The organism is Treponema vincentii, assembly GCF_018336815.1.
Lineage (GTDB): Bacteria > Spirochaetota > Spirochaetia > Treponematales > Treponemataceae > Treponema.
On record NZ_CP050497.1, the window covers coordinates 649,891 to 669,640 of the forward strand.

At 42.7% G+C, this 19,750-nt stretch carries 14 protein-coding genes; 6 read left to right on the forward strand and 8 right to left on the reverse strand.

The annotated features are described in order from the left end of the window. Positions 1-42: 42 nt before the first annotated feature. Positions 43-1,041, forward strand: a complete 999-nt coding sequence (gene rlmN / locus GWP40_RS02995) for a dual-specificity RNA methyltransferase RlmN (RefSeq protein WP_212566517.1) — start codon at positions 43-45, stop codon at positions 1,039-1,041. Positions 1,042-1,154: 113 nt separating this feature from the next. Here rlmN and GWP40_RS03000 read toward each other — a convergent pair whose 3' ends face one another. Both GWP40_RS03000 and GWP40_RS03005 read right to left on the reverse strand, forming a co-directional pair. Further along, positions 1,155-2,252, reverse strand: coding sequence for an OmpL47-type beta-barrel domain-containing protein (locus GWP40_RS03000; protein WP_230974562.1), 1,098 nt, complete (start codon positions 2,250-2,252; stop codon positions 1,155-1,157). Between the two features lie 44 nt (positions 2,253-2,296). Continuing rightward, complete coding sequence (locus GWP40_RS03005; protein ID WP_212565996.1) at positions 2,297-2,821, reverse strand: OmpA family protein; 525 nt, start codon at positions 2,819-2,821, stop codon at positions 2,297-2,299. A gap of 398 nt (positions 2,822-3,219) precedes the next feature. Here GWP40_RS03005 and GWP40_RS03010 point away from each other — a divergent pair, with 398 nt between their 5' ends. Together GWP40_RS03010 and GWP40_RS03015 are read left to right on the forward strand one after the other, a co-directional pair. Continuing rightward, positions 3,220-4,038: an SDR family NAD(P)-dependent oxidoreductase gene (locus GWP40_RS03010; RefSeq protein ID WP_212565997.1), complete on the forward strand. Its 819-nt coding sequence runs from the start codon at positions 3,220-3,222 to the stop codon at positions 4,036-4,038. A 188-nt stretch (positions 4,039-4,226) separates the two neighbouring features. Continuing rightward, the gene (locus GWP40_RS03015) at positions 4,227-4,646 is read left to right on the forward strand and encodes a flavodoxin domain-containing protein (protein WP_230974656.1); all 420 of its coding nucleotides are present in this window, start codon (positions 4,227-4,229) and stop codon (positions 4,644-4,646) included. 106 nt (positions 4,647-4,752) lie between these two features. Here GWP40_RS03015 and GWP40_RS03020 read toward each other — a convergent pair whose 3' ends face one another. After that, positions 4,753-5,496 carry a MerR family transcriptional regulator gene (locus tag GWP40_RS03020; RefSeq protein ID WP_212565998.1) on the reverse strand — a complete coding sequence of 248 codons (744 nt, stop codon included), beginning with the start codon at positions 5,494-5,496 and terminating at the stop codon, positions 4,753-4,755. Positions 5,497-5,651: 155 nt separating this feature from the next. On the opposite strand from GWP40_RS03020, the gene GWP40_RS03025 reads away from it, so the two are divergent. The 3 genes from GWP40_RS03025 (at position 5,652) to GWP40_RS03035 (ending at position 9,692) form a co-directional block, all read left to right on the forward strand. Then, the gene (locus GWP40_RS03025) at positions 5,652-7,064 is read left to right on the forward strand and encodes a YfcC family protein (protein WP_212565999.1); all 1,413 of its coding nucleotides are present in this window, start codon (positions 5,652-5,654) and stop codon (positions 7,062-7,064) included. Positions 7,065-7,143: 79 nt separating this feature from the next. Next, positions 7,144-8,280, forward strand: coding sequence for an amidohydrolase family protein (locus tag GWP40_RS03030; RefSeq protein ID WP_212566000.1), 1,137 nt, complete (start codon positions 7,144-7,146; stop codon positions 8,278-8,280). 20 nt (positions 8,281-8,300) lie between these two features. Beyond that, positions 8,301-9,692: a YfcC family protein gene (locus GWP40_RS03035; protein WP_212566001.1), complete on the forward strand. Its 1,392-nt coding sequence runs from the start codon at positions 8,301-8,303 to the stop codon at positions 9,690-9,692. Between the two features lie 37 nt (positions 9,693-9,729). Here GWP40_RS03035 and GWP40_RS03040 read toward each other — a convergent pair whose 3' ends face one another. From GWP40_RS03040 to xdh, 5 genes are all read right to left on the reverse strand, one after another. Beyond that, positions 9,730-12,489 (reverse strand): PD-(D/E)XK nuclease family protein, encoded by a 2,760-nt coding sequence (locus GWP40_RS03040; protein WP_212566002.1) that lies wholly within the window; start codon positions 12,487-12,489, stop codon positions 9,730-9,732. 356 nt (positions 12,490-12,845) lie between these two features. Then, positions 12,846-14,135: a glycine reductase complex selenoprotein B gene (gene grdB / locus GWP40_RS03050; protein WP_230974563.1), complete on the reverse strand. Its 1,290-nt coding sequence runs from the start codon at positions 14,133-14,135 to the stop codon at positions 12,846-12,848. Positions 14,136-14,145: 10 nt separating this feature from the next. After that, the gene (locus tag GWP40_RS03055) at positions 14,146-15,435 is read right to left on the reverse strand and encodes a glycine/sarcosine/betaine reductase component B subunit (protein ID WP_212566004.1); all 1,290 of its coding nucleotides are present in this window, start codon (positions 15,433-15,435) and stop codon (positions 14,146-14,148) included. Between the two features lie 136 nt (positions 15,436-15,571). Next, positions 15,572-16,936 (reverse strand): PGN_0703 family putative restriction endonuclease, encoded by a 1,365-nt coding sequence (locus tag GWP40_RS03060; RefSeq protein ID WP_212566005.1) that lies wholly within the window; start codon positions 16,934-16,936, stop codon positions 15,572-15,574. A 63-nt stretch (positions 16,937-16,999) separates the two neighbouring features. Beyond that, positions 17,000-19,615, reverse strand: coding sequence for a selenium-dependent xanthine dehydrogenase (xdh, locus tag GWP40_RS03065; protein WP_212566006.1), 2,616 nt, complete (start codon positions 19,613-19,615; stop codon positions 17,000-17,002). Positions 19,616-19,750: the final 135 nt, after the last annotated feature.

Genomic DNA, 19,750 nt, shown 5'->3' on the forward strand with positions numbered 1-19,750 from the left:
CAAAGCGACAACAACGTTGCAGAAAAAAACGCCCTTTCAGGAATGCTGCCGGAAGAAATTGCTGCGGTATGCAATTTACCGCAACGGTTTCAGTCTATGCAGATTTTCCAATGGATTGCACACGGGTGTTCATCTTTTAAAGAAATGACAAATCTCCCGCTTAAGGAGCGGGAACGGCTTGCCGGTGAATATACGCCGCGCAATACCGTATGCGAAACCGTACTGAAGGATCCTGACGGTACGGTAAAGCTCGGAATCGGCTTGCATGACGGCAGCAGTATAGAAACCGTGCTGTTGTTTGACAAAGCCATGCGGAGAACTGCCTGTGTTTCCTGTCAGGTCGGTTGCCCGATGGGCTGTACTTTCTGCCAAACAGGACAGCTCGGCTGTTTGCGTAATCTTGCTCCCAACGAAATTGTAGAGCAATTTTTACATCTGGAAAACATCTGCGGTAAGCTTGATAATATCGTGTTTATGGGTATGGGTGAACCGTTGTTGAACCTCGATAGTATCGCGAAAACCATTGCCGTTCTCACTCACCCTAAAGGCAGAAATCTTTCGCATCGACGGATAACGCTTTCTACATCCGGTATTTGCAAAGGTATTTATGAACTTGCGAACAGGCAGCTTGATATTCGCCTTGCTGTTTCGCTGACTACTGCGGATGAAGACTTGCGGACAATTTTGATGCCTGTTACAAAGGCTAATCCGCTCAGCGAATTAAAAAAGGCAATCCGCTATTTTAATGATAAAACCGATAAGCGGGTAACCCTAGAGCTTGCACTGCTCAAAGACGTCAATACCTCCTATAAGGCAGCGCAACAAGTGTGCGCTTTTGCCAAAGGTCTCAATGTGCATATCAATCTTATCCCGTGGAATCCAGTGCAGCAATTACCGTATAGCACCCCTTCGGATTCCGAAATACGGTCTTTTTATCAGCATTTAACGGCGGAAAACTTAAATGTAACGATTCGGCAAAAGCGCGGCAGAACAATCGGCGGCGCTTGCGGACAATTAGGAAAAAAGGGAAGCGCCAAATAATGCATAAAAAAGCGCCGACTAATCATTGAGATTAGCCGACGCTCCAATCAACTAAAGGTTTAACTGCAACAGCAAAATACCGTGCACCTTATTAAAACTTTAGCGTACCCGATTTATTGACCGTTTGCAGGAGCTTCCTCGGCAGAAACGGTTGCATTTTCAGCAGGAGTGGTTGCATCCTCAGCAGGAACATTCCATGTTGCAGGTTCGTTTCCATCTCTGTCGATAATCTCTACATCGGATGCAGGAGTAATCTTGTCTACATAGAATTTGTAGGAGACAGGCTCCGATACATTACCGACGTTATCGATTGCTTTTACATCGATATTGTAAACAGTGTCGGAAGAAAACTGAAGCGGCTCAATATATTTGACATAATCGGCATCATTAATTTTGACATACAGAGCGTCAACACCGGAAAGTTCGTCAGTTGCACCAAACGCAACCGATTCCTTTGTAGAAACGATAATGCGTCCTTCTTCATCAACAACATCGTCGCTCGGGAAAATCATGTATGCATCATCTTTATTGATAAGCCGGTCGCTGTTCTCAATGAAAACGGTAGGCGCCGTTGTATCAACAACAACAGAGACTACTTCAAGCGGAGCCAAGTTACCGACATTATCGACAGCCGTGTAATATATCTTTGCAGGACCTTCTTCGCTTACAGAATAATAAGCATCTTCATCTTCTTTTCCATTACCATGGAGCGTTAAAGCATCTAAATCCGTGCCGATATAGGCTCCGGCAGTTCCGGAACCGGTTAAATCGTCGTTCGCCGAAATGTACCATTTTGTTTCTGCAGAACAGTAAGCAGTCAAGCCCTTGTAAAATAACGGTTCAGTTGTATTCAGCTCGGTTTTGGGCGCTGTGTTATCAACAATGATGGAAATGGTTTTTGCAACTTCAAGGTTTCTGCTGTTATCGAAACCGCGATATGAGATATCGTGCTTACCTTCTTCCAAAATCTGGAAAGGATTGTGATATGTCATAAAGTTTGCACCGTCCAATGAGAATTCAACAAAGTCGAGACCCGTTTCTTTATCTGCCGAATTGAGCTTAAAGAATACATCGCTGTTGACAAAATGCTTATCATCGTTGCGGTATTGCATTGCCGCGCGTTGATAATCAGGGGTCATTGTTTCAGGCACTTGTGCCCAAACTGAGAAGCAAAGAGCCGCAAAAGCAGCGGCAAAGAGTGATTTCTTCATAAATCTTACCTCCAAAACTATAAAAGATGACTTAGGCATCTTTTTTAATAATAAATTTCGACTCTGCGGTTGTGTTTCCGTTCGGAAATTTCCGTGTGAGATCCTGCAGGGTGCTCAGCCCCTTCCGCCGATATGGTCATATTACCTGCTTTAAAGGCGCCGGTTCCTTCAAAATACCGTGCAACAGCAAGCGCACGTTGTAACGACAGTCTTTCTTCTTCTTTTGTGCTGTCTAATTTTGCACAATGTCCGATGATTTTTATCTGTGTTACATCCTTCGCTTTCAACAGCTCGGCAATACTGTCCAACTTATGCGCGGTAAACGTATCAATCCTATACATCTTCGGAGCAAAATAAACCGTTGTTTCGTTACCGGTATTATTTTTCTCGCTTTGCTGCGGTTCCGGTGCTTTTTCCGGTTCGGCAGGTTTTTTTTCTTCCGCAGGAGCGGTTTTAACCGGTTGCTGCTTTACAACGGGTTTTTCTTCCTTCGGTTGCTGAGGCTGTGTGGCGCATCCCATCAGAATTGCCGCGATTAGCAACAGAAGAATACCTTTTAGCTTGCTCAAATTTTGACCTCCTTAAAATACACGATGTTTGCGGTACGCAAGCTCGCAGTGTTTTTAAGCGGTACTATCCGTGCCGCTTAAAATAAACCTTCTTTTTAGATTCACTAATACCGTTTCTATTTTAAATTGACGTTTTTTATTGAGATTCAAAGAATATCGGCCGATACTCTTGCCAAGGGATATGTTGTTATAGCGAAATACTCTCCTATCCGCTATTAAGCTTTCTATAAAACCGGTGCTCCTACACCGTAGCTGTCATACTATCATCATCATCATTTTTGTCAAGCCTCTTTACAGCCTCTTTATAGCAAAAGCTGTTCCTCTATGCAGATTTTTTGTGTATTATTTTTGTGTATTATTATTGTACAGAAAACCCGATAATGCGAGGCACTACGAATATGGAATATAAAAAAGAGGTAAAAAAGATTGCAGTGGTAACGGGAGGAACAAGCGGAATCGGCTTTGAAACGGTAAAAGCGTTGAGAGATAGAGACTATCGCGTGTATACCGTCAGCAGACGGATGCTTGATGTTCAAACACCTGAAGGTGAAGGTCATTTTTCAGCGGATGTGACGGATGAATATGCACTGACCAAGGTCTTTGCCGAGGTATGGGAACGGGAAGCTCGATTGGATGTCTGCGTTTGCGCTGCCGGCTTCGGTATTTCGGGGGCTGTTGAGTTTACGAAGCTTGAAGATGCAAAAAAACAACTGGAAGTAAATTTTTTCGGCGCTTTTTTAACGATGAAGATAGCTGCTTCATACATGAGGAAGCAAGGCTTCGGAAAGATTCTTGCGGTGAGTTCGGTCGCAGGAGAAATTGCTATTCCCTTTCAGGCTTTTTATTCCGCTTCCAAAGCAGCGCTTGGAAAATTATTGGAGGCATTTGCCGCGGAAATCTTTCCGTTTGGTATACAGTGTGCGCTTATTATGCCGGGAGATGTTGCGACTCCGTTTACGGATGTTCGTAACAAGTCGAATGCCGGTAATGATGTGTATTTCGGGAGAATTACAAAGAGTATTTCAAAAATGGAGCATGATGAACGGCACGGCATACCGGCTGAAAAGCTCGGTTCTTTTATTGCTTCGTTAGCGGATAAAAAGCGGATTGGCTTCTTTTATCCCTATAACGCTTCCTATGCTCTGTTGATAAGTCTGTATCGCTTACTGCCTCGTAGTTTAGCCCTCTTTATCGTTCGAAAACTCTATGCCTGCTGATAAAAAAATAAGAATTATTCTTGATTTTTCTATGGGAATGATTATATTATTACAACAATTGATGTATCAGCAATGATAAATCCATCATCAATAAGAGCAATAGGAGCTTTATATGAGCAAAACAGGAATTTTTTTATGCAAGTAAAGGTGGTGTAACCGAAACTTTTGCAAAACAGATTGCAGAAAAACTGGGAGCCGATGTACACAATATGAAAGACACAACCGTAGATGCGATAGCAGGGTATCAGAACGTGGTGCTGATGTCTTCCAGCTATTTCTTCGGCGCCTTAATGGAAGACTGGGGCGGTAAAGTAAAGCTGCTGCACACCGTTGATTTTTCCGGCAAAAATGTAGCGATCGTCGGCGTCGGAAGCCAAGAGCGCCACCCCGACAGCTTCTGCTCCGGCGCAGCAGACTTCTATGATAAGCTCCGCTTTAGCGGCGCCCGCTTTGTCGGTGATGTATGCCCCTGCGGATATGAATTTAAGTTCTCCCGCATGGAAAGAGGCGGCAGAATGCTCGGTCTGTGCTTGGACAAGGGCGATGCTAAAGTTGCCGAAAAGATTGATGAATGGGTAAAAGCCGTTCAACCGGTATTCGCAAAATAACTTTTGTTTGGGAACCTCTAAAAACGGCAAGCCTATCGGCTTGTTCTGTAAGGAAATTCATTAAGTTATCCGCTTTGCGGACTGCGAATCAGTTTTTAGAGGTTCCTTAAAGTATCTCTATATAGGCTTTTAGATAATCTATTCTTTGATTGCGTATGCTTTCGCTTATTAAATAGTTTACGAGAATTTTTCCCGTTCTATGTCTTTTATGTATTATTTTTAGCTTTTCAGGGATATTGTTTAAAAAATTTCGATTTACAATTTCTTCTACAAGAAAAACAATATAACGCTGTTTTTCAGTTTTTTTCCAAAGAATTTTATCCGTTTTATCGGGATATTGCGTAATAATACCCCTCTCATCATCATTAATATCCGAGCTGTTAATGCAACGTACATAGAGGGAAGGATTATTCGCGTATTGTATTAGCTTTTGCTTGTCTCCGTAATCAAACTTTACAACATAGTTAAAGGGTATATCTTCATACGCATATTCTGTATTTTTTAGCTCTTTTATGTTTTTTATTTGTCGGTTTTTTAAAATAATTTTTTTCAACATTATTTTATAATTGTTTATTTTTGTTTCAAAGTCTGTATAGGCATCATTAAGTATTTTTTCGTAATCATTTAAATTTAACATATTAAACCGGCGCATCTCTTTTATAGGAATACCAAGATTGCGATAAAACGAGATTTCGGCAATATTGACTAAATCTGCAACCGAATATTTTCTATAATTATTCATACCATCTTGATTAACAGGAAAAATATTTTCCTTTTGCCAATACCGTAATGTCGGACAGGAGATATTTAAAAGCTCCGAAACTTCGCCGATTGTTAAGTCCTTATTCATAGAACGAAATAATAATAAAATTTTTGTTGACATTCAAGTTACTTTAAGCTTTATGATGAATCTAAAGAACCGGTTACCTTAAATAAATGGCTATTGGATTTTTTATAAGAGAGCTGCGGATTACCTGCGCTTCTCATTTTACAGGAGGTATTTGTATGTCTGACACTGTAGTAACAAAAAAATGGTTTGAACGTATTAAAGTTCCCCATACCTATGTAATTCTCATAAGTATTCTTATTATTATGACCATCCTTACCCACATCATACCGGCAGGGCAATATGAAAGAGTAAAGGAACCAATATCCGGAAAAATGGTCGTCGTTCCCGGCAGTTTTCAATTTATTGACACTAAAGCTCCAGGATTTTTTGATATATTTCTCTCTTTACAGAAAGGGTATGTCGATGCAGCCAATATTATGTTTTTAATTATATTTGCATACGGATTTGTATATGTACTGGTAAAAAATGGAACGATGGATGCTTCTCTTGGAGCACTCGTTAGACTTGTCGGTAAACATGTACAGCTTATGATTCCGATAGTCATGCTTGTTCTTGGAGTGTTAAGTTCAACAATGGGGATTTTTGAAGAGGTATATGGCCTTTTCCCTGTTTTCGTAGGAATAGCAATAGCGTTAGGTTACGATGCAATAGTCGGTGGTGCAATGGTGTATCTGGGGGTTACGATCGGATATGCCGCAGGTACTTTTAATCCGTATAATGTCGTTATTGCTCAAGACGTAGCAGGCGTTACCGCTTATTCGGGATTAGGATTAAGAATTGCGGTTTTTGTTGTATTTGAAGCTGCTGCAATATTTTATATAATGCACTATGCTGCAAAAATAAAAGCAACTCCTGAAAAATCGATACTATACGGTTCCGATCCTTATATCATAAAAGAGAAAAGTATTGAGGAACTGACAAGTATAAAAATGACCGGAAGGCAAAAAGTTTGTTTGCTTATCTTTTTTATTACCTTAGGTATATTATTATATTGCACGACTCAACTTGGTTGGTATATTGACGAAATAGCAGCCATGTTTCTAATGATGATGATATTTGCAGGCATTGCGAGCGGTTATTCCGCTACGGAAATATGTAAGACATTTATCGAATCTACAAAGTCTATGGTATCATCAATGTTAATTGTAGGATTTACCCGTGGGATTTTAATTGTTATGAAGGACGGAATGATTTCAGATACGATTGTCTATTATTTGGTATCCCTACTTTCGGAAACAAGTAAATATATATCTGCTTTTGGAATGCTCTTCTTGCAGAATATCATAAAATTTTTTATTACGGGTTCTTCCAGTCAAGCGACAATTACAATGCCGATTATGGCTCCTACTGCTGAACTAATCGGTTTAAGCAAGCAAATAGCCGTGTTGGCCTATCAATTCGGGAATGGGTTTGCGGAAATGTTTTGGCCTACCTCTTGTGCTTTAGGCTGCGGTTTAATGGGTGTGCCGATTGATAAATGGTATAAATTTGTTACGCCACTCTTTGTTATCGTGCTGTTGTTGGAAATAGTATTTATGACAATTGCGGTAACTATAGGGTATCATTAATGATAAGGAATTTCTAAAACGTCAGTTTTTAGAGATATTCAATAAGTAACGATATATTAAATAGAGGAGTGGAGTCATTATGCTTATAAAGAATGGAAATGTTTTAAACTTTCAAGCCGGCGGATTTGTTCGGCAAGATATTAGAATTATTGATGGAAAAATAACCGAAATTGCAGAAACATTGGATGCCGATAAAAATGAAGAAATTTGTGATGCTTCAAATAAATATATAACACCGGGACTGATTGACGCACATAGCCATATTTGTATTAGCGAAGAAGGGCGTGGCACAATCGGAGATGATTGCAATGATTATAGTGAAGCAGTTATGCCGTATCTTGATACAATCGATGCAATATATCCCTTCGATTCTGCTGTACAAGAAGCAACTGCTCACGGGGTAACATGCGCTTGTGTATGTCCCGGTAGCGATAGTGTAATTGGAGGAATGAATAGCGTTATCCAATTATATGGTAGAACAGTTGAAGAGATGTTGATAAAACGGAAAGCCGCAATAAAATGCAGTTTCGGCGAGAATCCGAAAAAGGCCGGATATGTTTTTAAGTCGAGAATGGGAAACGCGTACCTTTTGCGTAAATGTATCGAAGAGAGCCTTGATTATAAACATAGAAAGAACGAAGCTTTGAAACGGGGCGATTATTTTAAGCGGGATATAGGAAAAGAAAATATGCTTTTAGCAATAGATAAAAAGATTCCGTTCCATGCTCATGCGCACCGTTGTGACGATATATGTACAGCTATAAGAATATGTAAGGAATACGATATTGAGTTGGTTATCATTCATTGTACCGATGGAGAAGCTATAATCGATCATTTGGCTGCACATAAATATCCTGTTATTCTTGGCCCAACGATGTATCCTCGCTCAAAACTGGAAAGCATGTCCAGAAGTTTTAAAACGGCAGGGATTTTAAATAAAGCCGGCATAAAAATATGTATTACAGCTGATCACGATGTTACTCCGATATATTATTTATCGGTTTATGCAGCGCAGTCCGTTCGCGCAGGCTTGGATGAAATTGAAGGTTTAAAATCTATAACAAAGAATCCTGCTGAAGTATTGGGCATTGATGATAGAAAAGGCGAAATTCTTGTAGGAAAAGATGCAGATGTGGTAATTTGGTCAAAACATCCGTTTGATTATGATACGAATGTTGAAGCCGTATATATTGCAGGAAAAGCCATGGTTGTTTAATTATATTAAGGAGAGTTGCTATGGTACAATTAAAAAATAAACTTCTTAATATTAAAATGCCTCATACTTATGTGATATTAGGTATTATTCTGTTATCGGTTATAGTACTTGCATATATTATTCCGTCTGGAGAATTTGATAGAGTGCTGGATGAAAGTTCGGGGAAAATGATAATTATTCCCGATAGCTTTCATTATGCAGAGGGTATAAAGCCTCATTTCTTTGATATTTTTTTGACGCTTCAAAAAGGGTATGTCAGTGCAGCCGGAATAATGTTTTTAATGATTTTTGCTTATGGTTATGTATATCTGTTGATTGATAACGGAACATTAAACAGTGTGATAAATATTCTTATAAAAGCGTTGGGTAAAAAAACATATTTGATTATTCCTGTCGGTATGCTCATCTTTGGCGTCCTTGGTTCAACGATGGGAATTTATGAAGAAGTATACGGTATGGTGCCTGTCTTTATAGGGATTGTTACTGCCTTAGGATATGATGCCGTAGTAGGAGGCGCTATAGTGTTTGTCGGAGTTGCTACCGGATTTGCTGCAGCTACGACAAATCCGTTTTCAGTAGGTATTGCGCAAAGTATTGCCGGTATCAGTATGTATTCCGGGATTGAATATCGAATTTTAATTTTTATTGTATTTGAAGTAACGGTTATTTTATATCTACTGCAGTACGCAAGAAGAGTAAAAAAAGATCCTAAAAAGTCTATTTTATACGGCGAAGAACGGACGCTTATTTTCCCTTTTAAACAGAAAGAAGCCGTTATAACAGTAAGACAAAAAATTTGTTTGATGTTGTTTGTTTTTACAATCGCTATGTTGCTTTATGGGACAACCAAACTGGGATGGTATATTAATGAAATTGCGGCGATGTACCTTATGATGATGATTATAACCGGAATAACTTCAGGATATTCGACGGATAAAATATGTAAAACTTTTATTAAATCGACTCAAAGTATGGTAGGCTCTATGATGGTTGTAGGATTTACCAGAGGTATTGTATTGGTAATGCAAAATGCAAAAATATCCGACACAATTGTTTACTATTTATCGAGTATTTTATACGGACGAACAAAATATATATCCGCCATTGGGATGCTCTTTATTCAGAATATAATAAATTTTTTTATTACCGGTTCTTCAAGTCAAGCTGCAATTACAATGCCTATTATGACTCCCGTCGCCGATATTATACATTTAAGCCGTCAGACAGCCGTATTGGTTTATCAATTCGGAGACGGTTTCTCAAATATGTTTTGGCCTACAGCATGTGCCGTTGAATGTGGTCTTATGGGAATACCAATAAATAAGTGGTATAAATTTATGGCGCCTTTATTTTTGATTATGGTAGTATTGCAGATTATCTTTGCCGCTCTATCGGTTTTGGTGTACGTTTAAATCTATTGTATACTATTAAATACAACAGATATAAGTCTTATTCCTCGACAGCAAAAGTTGTTCTGCAAATAGTGTGAAAGGGACATCCCATACAATCCTGCCATTGTACGGCTGCCGGTTTTCTAAAGTCTTCCATATCGACCTGCTGTGCGTATTCTTGCGCGGTTTGTAAAAAAGCCTGAATCGACGGTTCGAATTCTTCCCTCGTTTTAGAACGGGAGCTGCCCTGCGGTATTGCCGCCTTATCGTTGACAATGTATTTTATTTCTTCCTTTGTGATACCGAGGAAAAAAGCGTGCTCCGTCTCCTGCTTAAAAAGTTCGTTTTCTACAAGGAACAGATACATCGGCATTTGAAAGTCGCGCATGGCTTCCGGCTGATAATCCGAAGCCGCCGGAATGCTGCCGCTTTTGTAATCAAGGATGACGGCGCGGTCTTCCGCTTCCTGATAGGCGATGCGGTCTACGAGTCCGTGATAGAGGATGTCTCCGCTCCGGTACTGCAGCTCGCCTTCCATCATATACGGCGTATAACCGTCCAGCTTTTCCGCATCGAACGTAAGCACAAAGTCAACGCTTTTTAAACTGCGCTTTTTAATCGATTCGATAAAAGGCGCGGCGAGCGGCCCTCGAAAATCGGTTTGGCTGTGAACGGTCTCATTAAATATCGATTCAGCCCACGTCCTATAATCGGCGAGATGCGCAGAGATAAACACCCTATCGGTTTCCCGTATACGCTGATAGAGCCGCTCCAAAATACGATGACAAATGATACCGATATAGCGCGGGTTGAAAAGTTCCGCATCAGTGTCTTCTTCGTTGATGGAAAGCGCCGACGACAAAAACCATTGAGCCGGACAGCCGGAAAAAAGATGTAAGCCGCTTTGACTGATGCGGAATGCCCCGTCCGTATAGTGTCCGACCTTGAGCTTTTCCGAAAGTACCGGTAGGCTGCCGTTAAAAGGTTCGGTTAAAAAGGAAAAGCCGCGCGCTTGTTTAATACCGGCGAATTGTTCAAATCCCGCTTTTTGAACGGAATACAGCGCTTCCGGCGCAGGTTCTTCCCGTTTAAAGAAGCGATATTCCTGCAAAAGAGAATCGCTGTCATTCAGGTCGGGGCGGGAGGCAAAGGCGGTAAAAATGCCATTGCTGACGGTAAAGCCCGAAAAGGTTTGTTCGGAAACGGAAAAGCGCACGGTGCCGTATATTGCATACACCGCAAAAAAGGCCTGCGTTGCATCTTTTTCGACAACGCCGAGGTCTTCCCGTTTGTCTTTCCGTAAGAAGGGAAGTTTTTGATAGATTACCCTGCTTGCTTTTTGGTTGCAGTTGAGCACAAAGTGATGCGCAAAAGGAGTAGCTGCCGCGACTCTAAACGGAAAGATGCTGACCGCTCTTCCGGTATTTTGCGGTACATAGATTTCGCGGGAAAGTTGAGCGGTAAAAAAGCGATAGGGTTGTGCAGGCAGACAGTCGGCAAAATCCTCTTCAAGCTGTACCAATTCCTGCATCAGTGTGATACAGCGGCCGATGACGGCATTGTCTTCGGCTGAGAAGCCGTCGGGATTCAGATACTGCGCTCTAAAGAGGATGTACTGCCGCCGCATTTCGGAAAAGCTTTGAGCCTGCACGAACCGCTCCGCAGCTTTCATAAAGGGAAGGAGCCATTCTTTTGCCTGCTCTTTTTCGGCTTGCTCCTCCTCAGCACTGCTATGAGGATTATACGGGATAGGGAGTTTAAACGCCTCCTTCCAGACATTTTTATAGTGACCTTCATCCTTCCACGAAACAAGACAGTTGTTTTTTATACCGAAATTGATGAGCGCTTGTATCTGCGCGGGATGCTTCCACGGAATATGAGGATTGAGCAGCAGCGGTTTAAGGCTTTCAAACGAGTAATGTTCCTGTACGCACTGTTCAAGCAACGGAAAGAGCTGCCCCGCCTGCTGTTCGCCGAGTTTAAACCCGAGCCGAAATTCCGCGGGGATATTCCGCAATGCAAACTCCCGCTTGAGATACGGTACGGTATCTTCAATACCGGCAATGCTGAGCGCAATATCATCGGCAGGAACTCCGGTTGCCAAGAGCTGCTCAACTGCGAGCGCCGTAGAGCGAATTTCTTCCCGCATGGTGCCGAATTGGATAAGCGGCGTTGTTTCAGCGTTAAAGGCTGGGGCGGGAAGTATCGACAGTTCAGGCCGTTTTTCCAATAGACTGCGATACTCGTCAAAGTCTTCCATTAATTCGGGATAGAGTAAAATGTACTGTTGTGTATGCGGGATAAATTCCGCCCCCGCCCAAGAAGGTTCAAAGAGCCGGTGTGCGTCCAAAAATTCCGTATATGCTTTTTTCAAAATCCGTAAATCGGAGAACTCGGCGTCTTTACCGGCTTTATGCTGCGCCGCGCGTTTTTCCCAATGATCCAACTGCGGCAAAATACCGGCAATCCATTGCGCAAATATGGCGCCGTCGGCTGCGTAGTCCGCCGGGATGATGTTCTGTAGAAAGGGTTTTTCCGCCGCAGCATTATCGGCTGCAATATGATGCGCAAAGAGCAGGCGGATAATCTGAGACGCCGGGTTTTTATTTTCCGCTTGAGCGATACAGCACTCCGCCTTAAAGGCATCCCATGCAATAAACAGTTCGGCAGGAACCGCTGCAAGGCCGGTCAACGCAAGCGCACGATGCATCCAAAGCCGAGCCGCAATCCGTGACGGAAACACAAAACAGGTGCGGGCGTCCGTACCGTAGCGGCGGATACAGTCTTCTATAGTGGAACAGCCGGATATGATGCGCATAATAACCTCTTAAATATGTGAAGCTTCTAAAAATCTAACCGACTTTTTAGAGATGCCTATGATCTGGTTTCTATCAGCGATGAAAGCTCAATAATGTATTATACACAAAAAAATCGGATTGAGCATCTCTCAAACTCAATAGGAAACCTCATAGATATCAGATAAGGGTAAATATCAGGAAATACAAGTAATGCCAAATTATAAAGCTACGAATGATAAAGCCATACTACAGCGCACTGGGAGATTAAACCGCACGCATAAAAACGCCCGCTAAAACAGATGCGCTTTAGCGGGCGTTCACACAAGAACTTCTTGTTTTCGACATCAGCTAACAGCCGAAACCGTTAGCCGGTCTTTTAGAACACAGTCTGCTCCGTGATGGGTGTTTGTAAGGCTTTTAAGGCTTTTTCGACAAGCGCACGGCGTAGTTCTTTTTCGTCCTTTGCGTTCATCGTGGGGTTTCCGAGCGGGTGAGGAATTGCTACCGCCGGTACAATTCTGTTCGCTCCTACTGTTTTTGAAATCGGGACTACGGTTGCAATATGCACAACCGGTAAAACTTTTTCAATTTCTTTAACCATCGTTGCACCGCAACGAGTACAGGTGCCTCACGTAGAGGTAAGAATGACCGCCTGCACTCCGGCGTTTACAAGCTTTCCGGCAATTTCGGAAGCAAAACGCTTTGCATTCGCAACGCTGGTACCGTTACCGACTGTCGTATAATACAGCTCATGCAGCTTTCCGATTTTGTGCTCGCGTTCCATATCACGCAATACATCGACCGGCAATACACGGTTGGGGTTAGCGTTACAATAGGTGGGATCATAACCGCCGTGCGCCGTTTCACTGTTTTCGGAAGTCAGTTCGGAGATGCCTTTTAGAGAATATTCTCCGTAGTGAGAAGCGGAAGATGCTTCGATATGATCGGGGTTCCCTTTCGGAACAACACCACCTGAAGTTACCAATGCGATAACCGCCTTGGAAATATCGGTGATAGGCGCATGCGGCGGTACGCGATCGAACACCGGCATCGGATATTCTGTAACAAAAGATTCACCCTTGAGTTTTTGTACGAGCATATCGACGGCGCGTTTTGCCCCGCGTTCTTTTGCAAAGTAGTTTTGACGGATTCCGCGCGGCAGTAAACCGTCGGTGGTAAGGTCGATTGCTTCACCGTTTAATACCTTCTTTGCAACTGCGGCAATTGCAGGTACTGCATGGCGCATATCGGCAGCAGAGTTCTTCGTTTTAACGGTATACATAAAGGCTTTGAATACATCGTATCCGGGATTCTCTTCGTATAAACCGGTGATAGCAGGGATACCAAGTGCAGCTGCCGCTTTTGCAGCGCCGCCGCATGCCATACCATAACGGCCGGCGTTAAAACCGGGACCGGCAATCAGCAAGTCTGCTTCATTTTTCTTTAAAACATCTTGAATAAATGCCATACACTCGTCGGTATGGTCGTTAAAATAATTATCACCGCAGATAATCGTCTTAACGATTTTTCCACCGTCGCCGAGCGCTGCTTGAATCCCCATACCGGGGCCGACATTTCCGTCGATTACTTCAATCTTGTAATCGGCAACATCTTCTCCGCCCTTTCCGGCAAAGAATTGGTTGATATAGTGTACAATCTTTTTCATTGTTTACCTCTTATAATCCGCATGCGGATAAATTCCAGAAGCCCAGCTCATTGGTTGCGCCGGTAATAACCTGTAATTCCGCTTCGATACTTCCGTCTTCGTGTAAGCTGCCGTCCCATGCGCCTGCAATAACGTTCGCTTGTTGGGGATCACCGATAACCAAGTCCATCTTAGGCAGTTTGATAACCTGATTGGCATTTCCGTTCGACACAACGGCATCTGCGGAAGGATGAGCGTCCGCAAGTGACTGGCTGGCTCCGTCTTGACCTGCATATTCGTCGGTTAGCAATACGGTTTTAATGCCCTTTGCAGCGATCTTGCGGCAGTTCATCATCAAGTCGGCATCGGGATTCCCGAACCCTTCCTCGGAGATAATAACCGCATCAAGGTCGAGCTGTTCCGCAAGGCGTGCAGTCAGGGAAGAAGAGCGTTCTTTATCGGCAAGCGTTACGTTCTCGTTGGTTACGATAACACCGATAAAGTTATAATCTTTTCCGTGCCGTTTATACAGTTCGTGGATAACGGGGCTGTTTTGATGTACATACGTCGGGTTCTTATCACAGGCGGAAACACAGTTGCCACTTACGACTGCGCCGTCCATCGCTTCCGTCGGATACATAATGGTCGGCACAATCTGCTTAACATCAACACCATAATAGTAGGTATCGTGCAGCAGTCCTTGGCTCTGGAGCGCATATACATAGCCGACTTTCGGAAGATTGGGATACTGCTTGGCCTGTTCAATCGGGTTCAGCGTTTCGTAAACTTCGGTTTCAGCCGGAGCAACGGATTTTGCGGCGTTACCCAAATAGCGGGCGGTTTTAAGCCCCATCAAACGCAACGATTTTTCTTTAACGGCTCGGGTAGTGTCATCTTTAACGGTACCTTTTACCACGAGATTCACCGTGCGGGAAAACGGTGTATATTCGGCGCTGGGCCCGCTCATATCGATAATTCCTTCTTGGAATCCGACAACGGTACCGGTTGTTACAACAGCTGCACCGCGGAGTACGGCAGTTTTACCGGAGCCGACCGTATCTTCTTCGCCGGTGAAGAATCCGGGAAAGCAAACACCGCTGCCTTCAATCTTGCAGCGCGGCTCAATAACATCTTTAACGGAAATAATACGAGTTTTATCGCCCGGTTTTGTAATTGTCAGTGAAACATCAGTGATAAGCGGGTCTTCTTTAATAAGAGAGATAAGCTCATCTTTGTTGATTTCGAGACAAGTTCCTTGGATAGCGGTTTTTGCTGCAAACCGCATCTCATGAATGGGAATAATTCCCAGTTCAAGCTTCATATCGACCTCCTATACTTTTTGAAAGGGGCAGACTACCCCCTAAGTATACTATACTATTTTATTGCAATTAATCTAAGCTGTCAATTTATGCCGGACATCGCTAAAAACTGTAGATTTTAGAGGTTCCCAATAGTCGTTAAATATTTTTTAAATACTTATTATAAAACTCTGAATAGTGATTATAAAAAGGTAAGTTCTTGTTTTCAAGACATCTGCCAATTAAATCTTCAATATAGATAATGTCTATTTTCGCTGCGTATTCAGGTTTACATTTTTTTATTGCATTATCGATTTCACTTCTCAAATTAATTCGTGATTTTAAAAATACAAAAGTAATTGTACCGATATCTACATGGCAGATATTACGCCAAAGCTGATATTTTTTATAAAATTCATCCTCGAAGTCATCGTTTAAATATTTTTCATCACAGATTTTTTTTAGTTGTGGTAAATAATTATTTTTATATTTAGTGCGATACACCTCTGTTGGATTATTAGTATTAATTGATCCAAAATTTTGTTCTGTATATTTTATTTCAAAAAAATATTTTGTATTTGAATCATTAATAAAAAAATCAAAATTTGTATATTCGCCTGAAACTTCAAACGAGGTTTCTTCTATATGTTCAAATTTTCCTATAGCAGATAAAGAAATATTATTATTTACGAAATGCAAATTATGGTCTTTCAGTAACGGATAAAATAAGTTCAAGCAAAGAGCCTGTGACGAATTTAAATGCGAAAAATCTCTATGCAATTTTATCTTACTTTCAGTAATATATTTTTCTAAAGAATCTTTATATCCTAAATCAATGAGATTCAGCATTCTTTTTTCTTCTGGTAAAATATGGCGATATTTTTTCCCTCTGTAATTCATTTGTTCTGGAGTATTCAATACGGAGGCTTTGTAGTTAGATAAGTGCAAAATCAAAGTACAATAATTATATTTTTTTAGTTCTTTTATAACATTCTCTTTTTTTATTTTTATATTGCAATGAATTAAATTATGTTGTTTTCTAGTTAATAAAATTAAATTTTCAGGCGTATTATTGTAGCCATCGTCATTTATATGATGAATATCATAGTCATCATTCGTTCTTTTCCCTAAGAAAGCTCTTCCGATGAGTTCATAAACGTTTATATTGTGATCAACTTCTTTATTGCTTTTAGATAACTTAAGGTAGCCATCTAACTCGTTGTCATCTTGGAGAACAATACTACCTTTATATTTTATACGACCGTAATTACTTATTTCGTAGTCGTTCCACCCAAAAGTTGAACCATTTACCCATTTTTCATCATTTGCATACGTGTCTTCAGAAAAATTATATCGGTTTAAACTTATTCTTTTACTCTCAGCAAGCTGTTCTTTTGTTGGCCAATTAATTCCTCTATGAGGAGTTTTATCCCATAATTGCTCATAATACTCAACAAATTCTTCATCTGTAAGCTTATTCTTTCCCGTAAAATTAATTTTAGTTTCTAATCCTGTCTGGTTCATTTATTTTCAAGCATCTTCCGGTTTTTCAATCCTTTCCCAGTCAATCGGGTTTTTCGTTTTCGTTTACTTTTTCCGGCTATACGGCGTATTTTCCAGCGGCAGTTTGGTTCTAAAGATACCGTCGCGGTTATAATACGCAAGCGCTACCGCAGGAGCCGTCGGGATACTGGCAATTTCGCCAACTCCCTTTGCACCGCATGCAAGCTCATTATCGTTCTGTTCGATAATATCAACCTTTATCGGCGGTACCTGCGGCGCTTTAAACAGGCCGAGCGTACCGAACTTAGCAGTCGGAACACCCTTTTGCAGCGGATAGTCCTCCGTCAGCGCATACCCGAGGCTCATCACAACACCGCCTTCGATCTGCCCTTGCAGCGAAATCGGATTAATAGCCCGACCGATATCATGCGCCGCTTCGATATATGCAAGTTTCCCTTCTTCATCCAAATCGATAAGGTGCGTTGCATATCCATACGCAACATGACTTACCGGATGGGGTTTATCGGATCCTATTTTGTCCGTCGGGAAGGTATATTCCGCAAAAAATTCTTTACCACTGAGGGCGGTAAACAATTCGGGCAGTATATCCTGATGTTCGGAAAGTTTTCCCGTTTTGCCGCGCTTTTGCAGTTCTTCTTCAAGCGCTTTTTTTACATCGGTAGCCGCTATGCGGGTACTTTCGCCGGTAAATACGGTTTGCCGTGAGGCGGTCGTATTCCCCGCATCGGGCGCAAACTTGGTGTCGGGTGTTTCGTAATGCAATAGGCTGCGCGGCAAATCAAGCACTTCGCTGACAATCTGCAACAGAATTGTGCCTACCCCCTGCCCGATACAGGCCGCACTCGAATAGATATGTACGCCGTCCGCCTGAAGCCGCAGAGTTGTGCGCCCGAAATCGGGAATACCGACTCCAAGTCCCGAGTTTTTAATAGCACAGGCAATTCCCGCCTTGGGATGCGCATCGTAATACGGCTTTACCGCTTCGAGGGTCTGTACAAGAGCGGTTGAATCGTCGGCATATTGACCGTTCGGCAGTACCTGCCCGGGACGGATTGCATTCCGATAGCGGATTTCCCACGGACTGATGCCGACCTTTTCCGCCAATAAATTGATGCACGATTCAACGGCAAAGCAGCTCTGTGTTACGCCGAATCCTCTGAATGCACCGGCCGGCGGGTTATTGGTGTACCATGCGCAGCCGAGGATGTCGATATCCTGATAGTTATACGGCCCAGCCGCATGGGTACAGGCACGCTGGAGCACCGGCCCGCCGAGCGAGGCGTAAGCGCCGGTATCCGAGTGAAGCACTGCTTTTAAGCCTGTGAGGTAGCCGTTTTCATCGCAACCGAGGGTAAAATCCATCTCCATCGCGTGCCGCTTCGGGTGGATGATAATGCTTTCTTTTCTACTTAAACTCACCTTGACGGGGCGTCCGGTCTGTAACGCAAGGATAGCCGCATGGTGCTGCACGCTCATATCTTCCTTACCGCCGAAGCCGCCGCCGACCATCTTGGCGATAACCCGTACCTTATCAATGGGTAAGCCGGTAGCCTCTGCGCATTCCCGCTTTGTTTGGTACACGCCTTGATCACCCGAATAGATGATAATACCGCCTTCTCCGTCCGGCTTTGCAACTGCCGTTTCCGGCTCCAAAAAGGCGTGTTCGGTCGGCGGCACGGAATAATGATGCGAGACGACGTATTTTGAATTTTTCAGTTTCTCATCAGTATTGCCGCGCACAAGATGCTCTTTTGAAAGAAGATTCCCTCCTTCGTGGACATGCGGCGCATCTTCTGCCATTGCCTCTGTCATAGAACACACAGGCGGCAGCTCTTCATACTCGATTTTTACCGCTTTTTTTGCAGCTTCCAAAATCTCGCGGCTTTCGGCGGCAATCAGAACGATGGCATCCCCTAAATAATGCGTTTCTTTGCCAAGCGGAATAAGCACATCCCAGTCTTTTTTTAAATGTCCGATTTTTTGCATACCGGGGAGATCTTTTGCCGTCATTACGAGATGAACGCCGTGCATCTTTTCAGCTTCTTCGGTATCGATAGACACAACCTTTGCCCGCGGATATGCAGTGCGCACGGCGCTTCCGTAGAGCATTCCATCCGGATACATATCATCGGTATATTCGGCGGTACCTGCGGCTTTCGCGTATGAATCGACACGAAGCGCGCTGATCCCTACCGCTGTTTCGGTTTTTGCTTCCGGAACAGACGTGTTTTCGCGCAGCAGTTTTGCCGCCAATAAAATAGCCTCTTCAATTTTTACATAGCCGGTACAACGGCAAATATTGTTGCGGATAGCCTGTTTTACATCCGCAGATGAGGGATTGGGGTTTCCGTCTATCAGCGCTTTTGCACAGATAATCATACCGGGAATACAAAAGCCGCATTGCACTGCACCGCAGTGGGCAAACGCATATTGATATACGGCAAGCTCGCGTTCGGGAAAGCCTTCAAGCGTCATGATTGATTTTCCTGCTAATCTACCGGTAACTTGAACACAAGCCTTCATCGGTTTTTCATCTATTAAAACAGTACAAGTTCCGCAGGCGCCTTCCATACACCCGTTTTTAACGGAAGTTAAGTGCAGCGAATCGCGTAAAAAATAGATAAGTTTTTGATTTTCTTCGGCTTCAACAATCCGGCCGTTAACGGTTAATGATACCATAGCATACTCCATCCGGAACGGTATTATATTAAATCTAACGGAAACCGTAGCAGCTTCCGTTAATTGTCGATATCCATAACGGATATTCTAAACTATCTGACTCTACTATATTATGAGTATAAGGGATAAAAATGG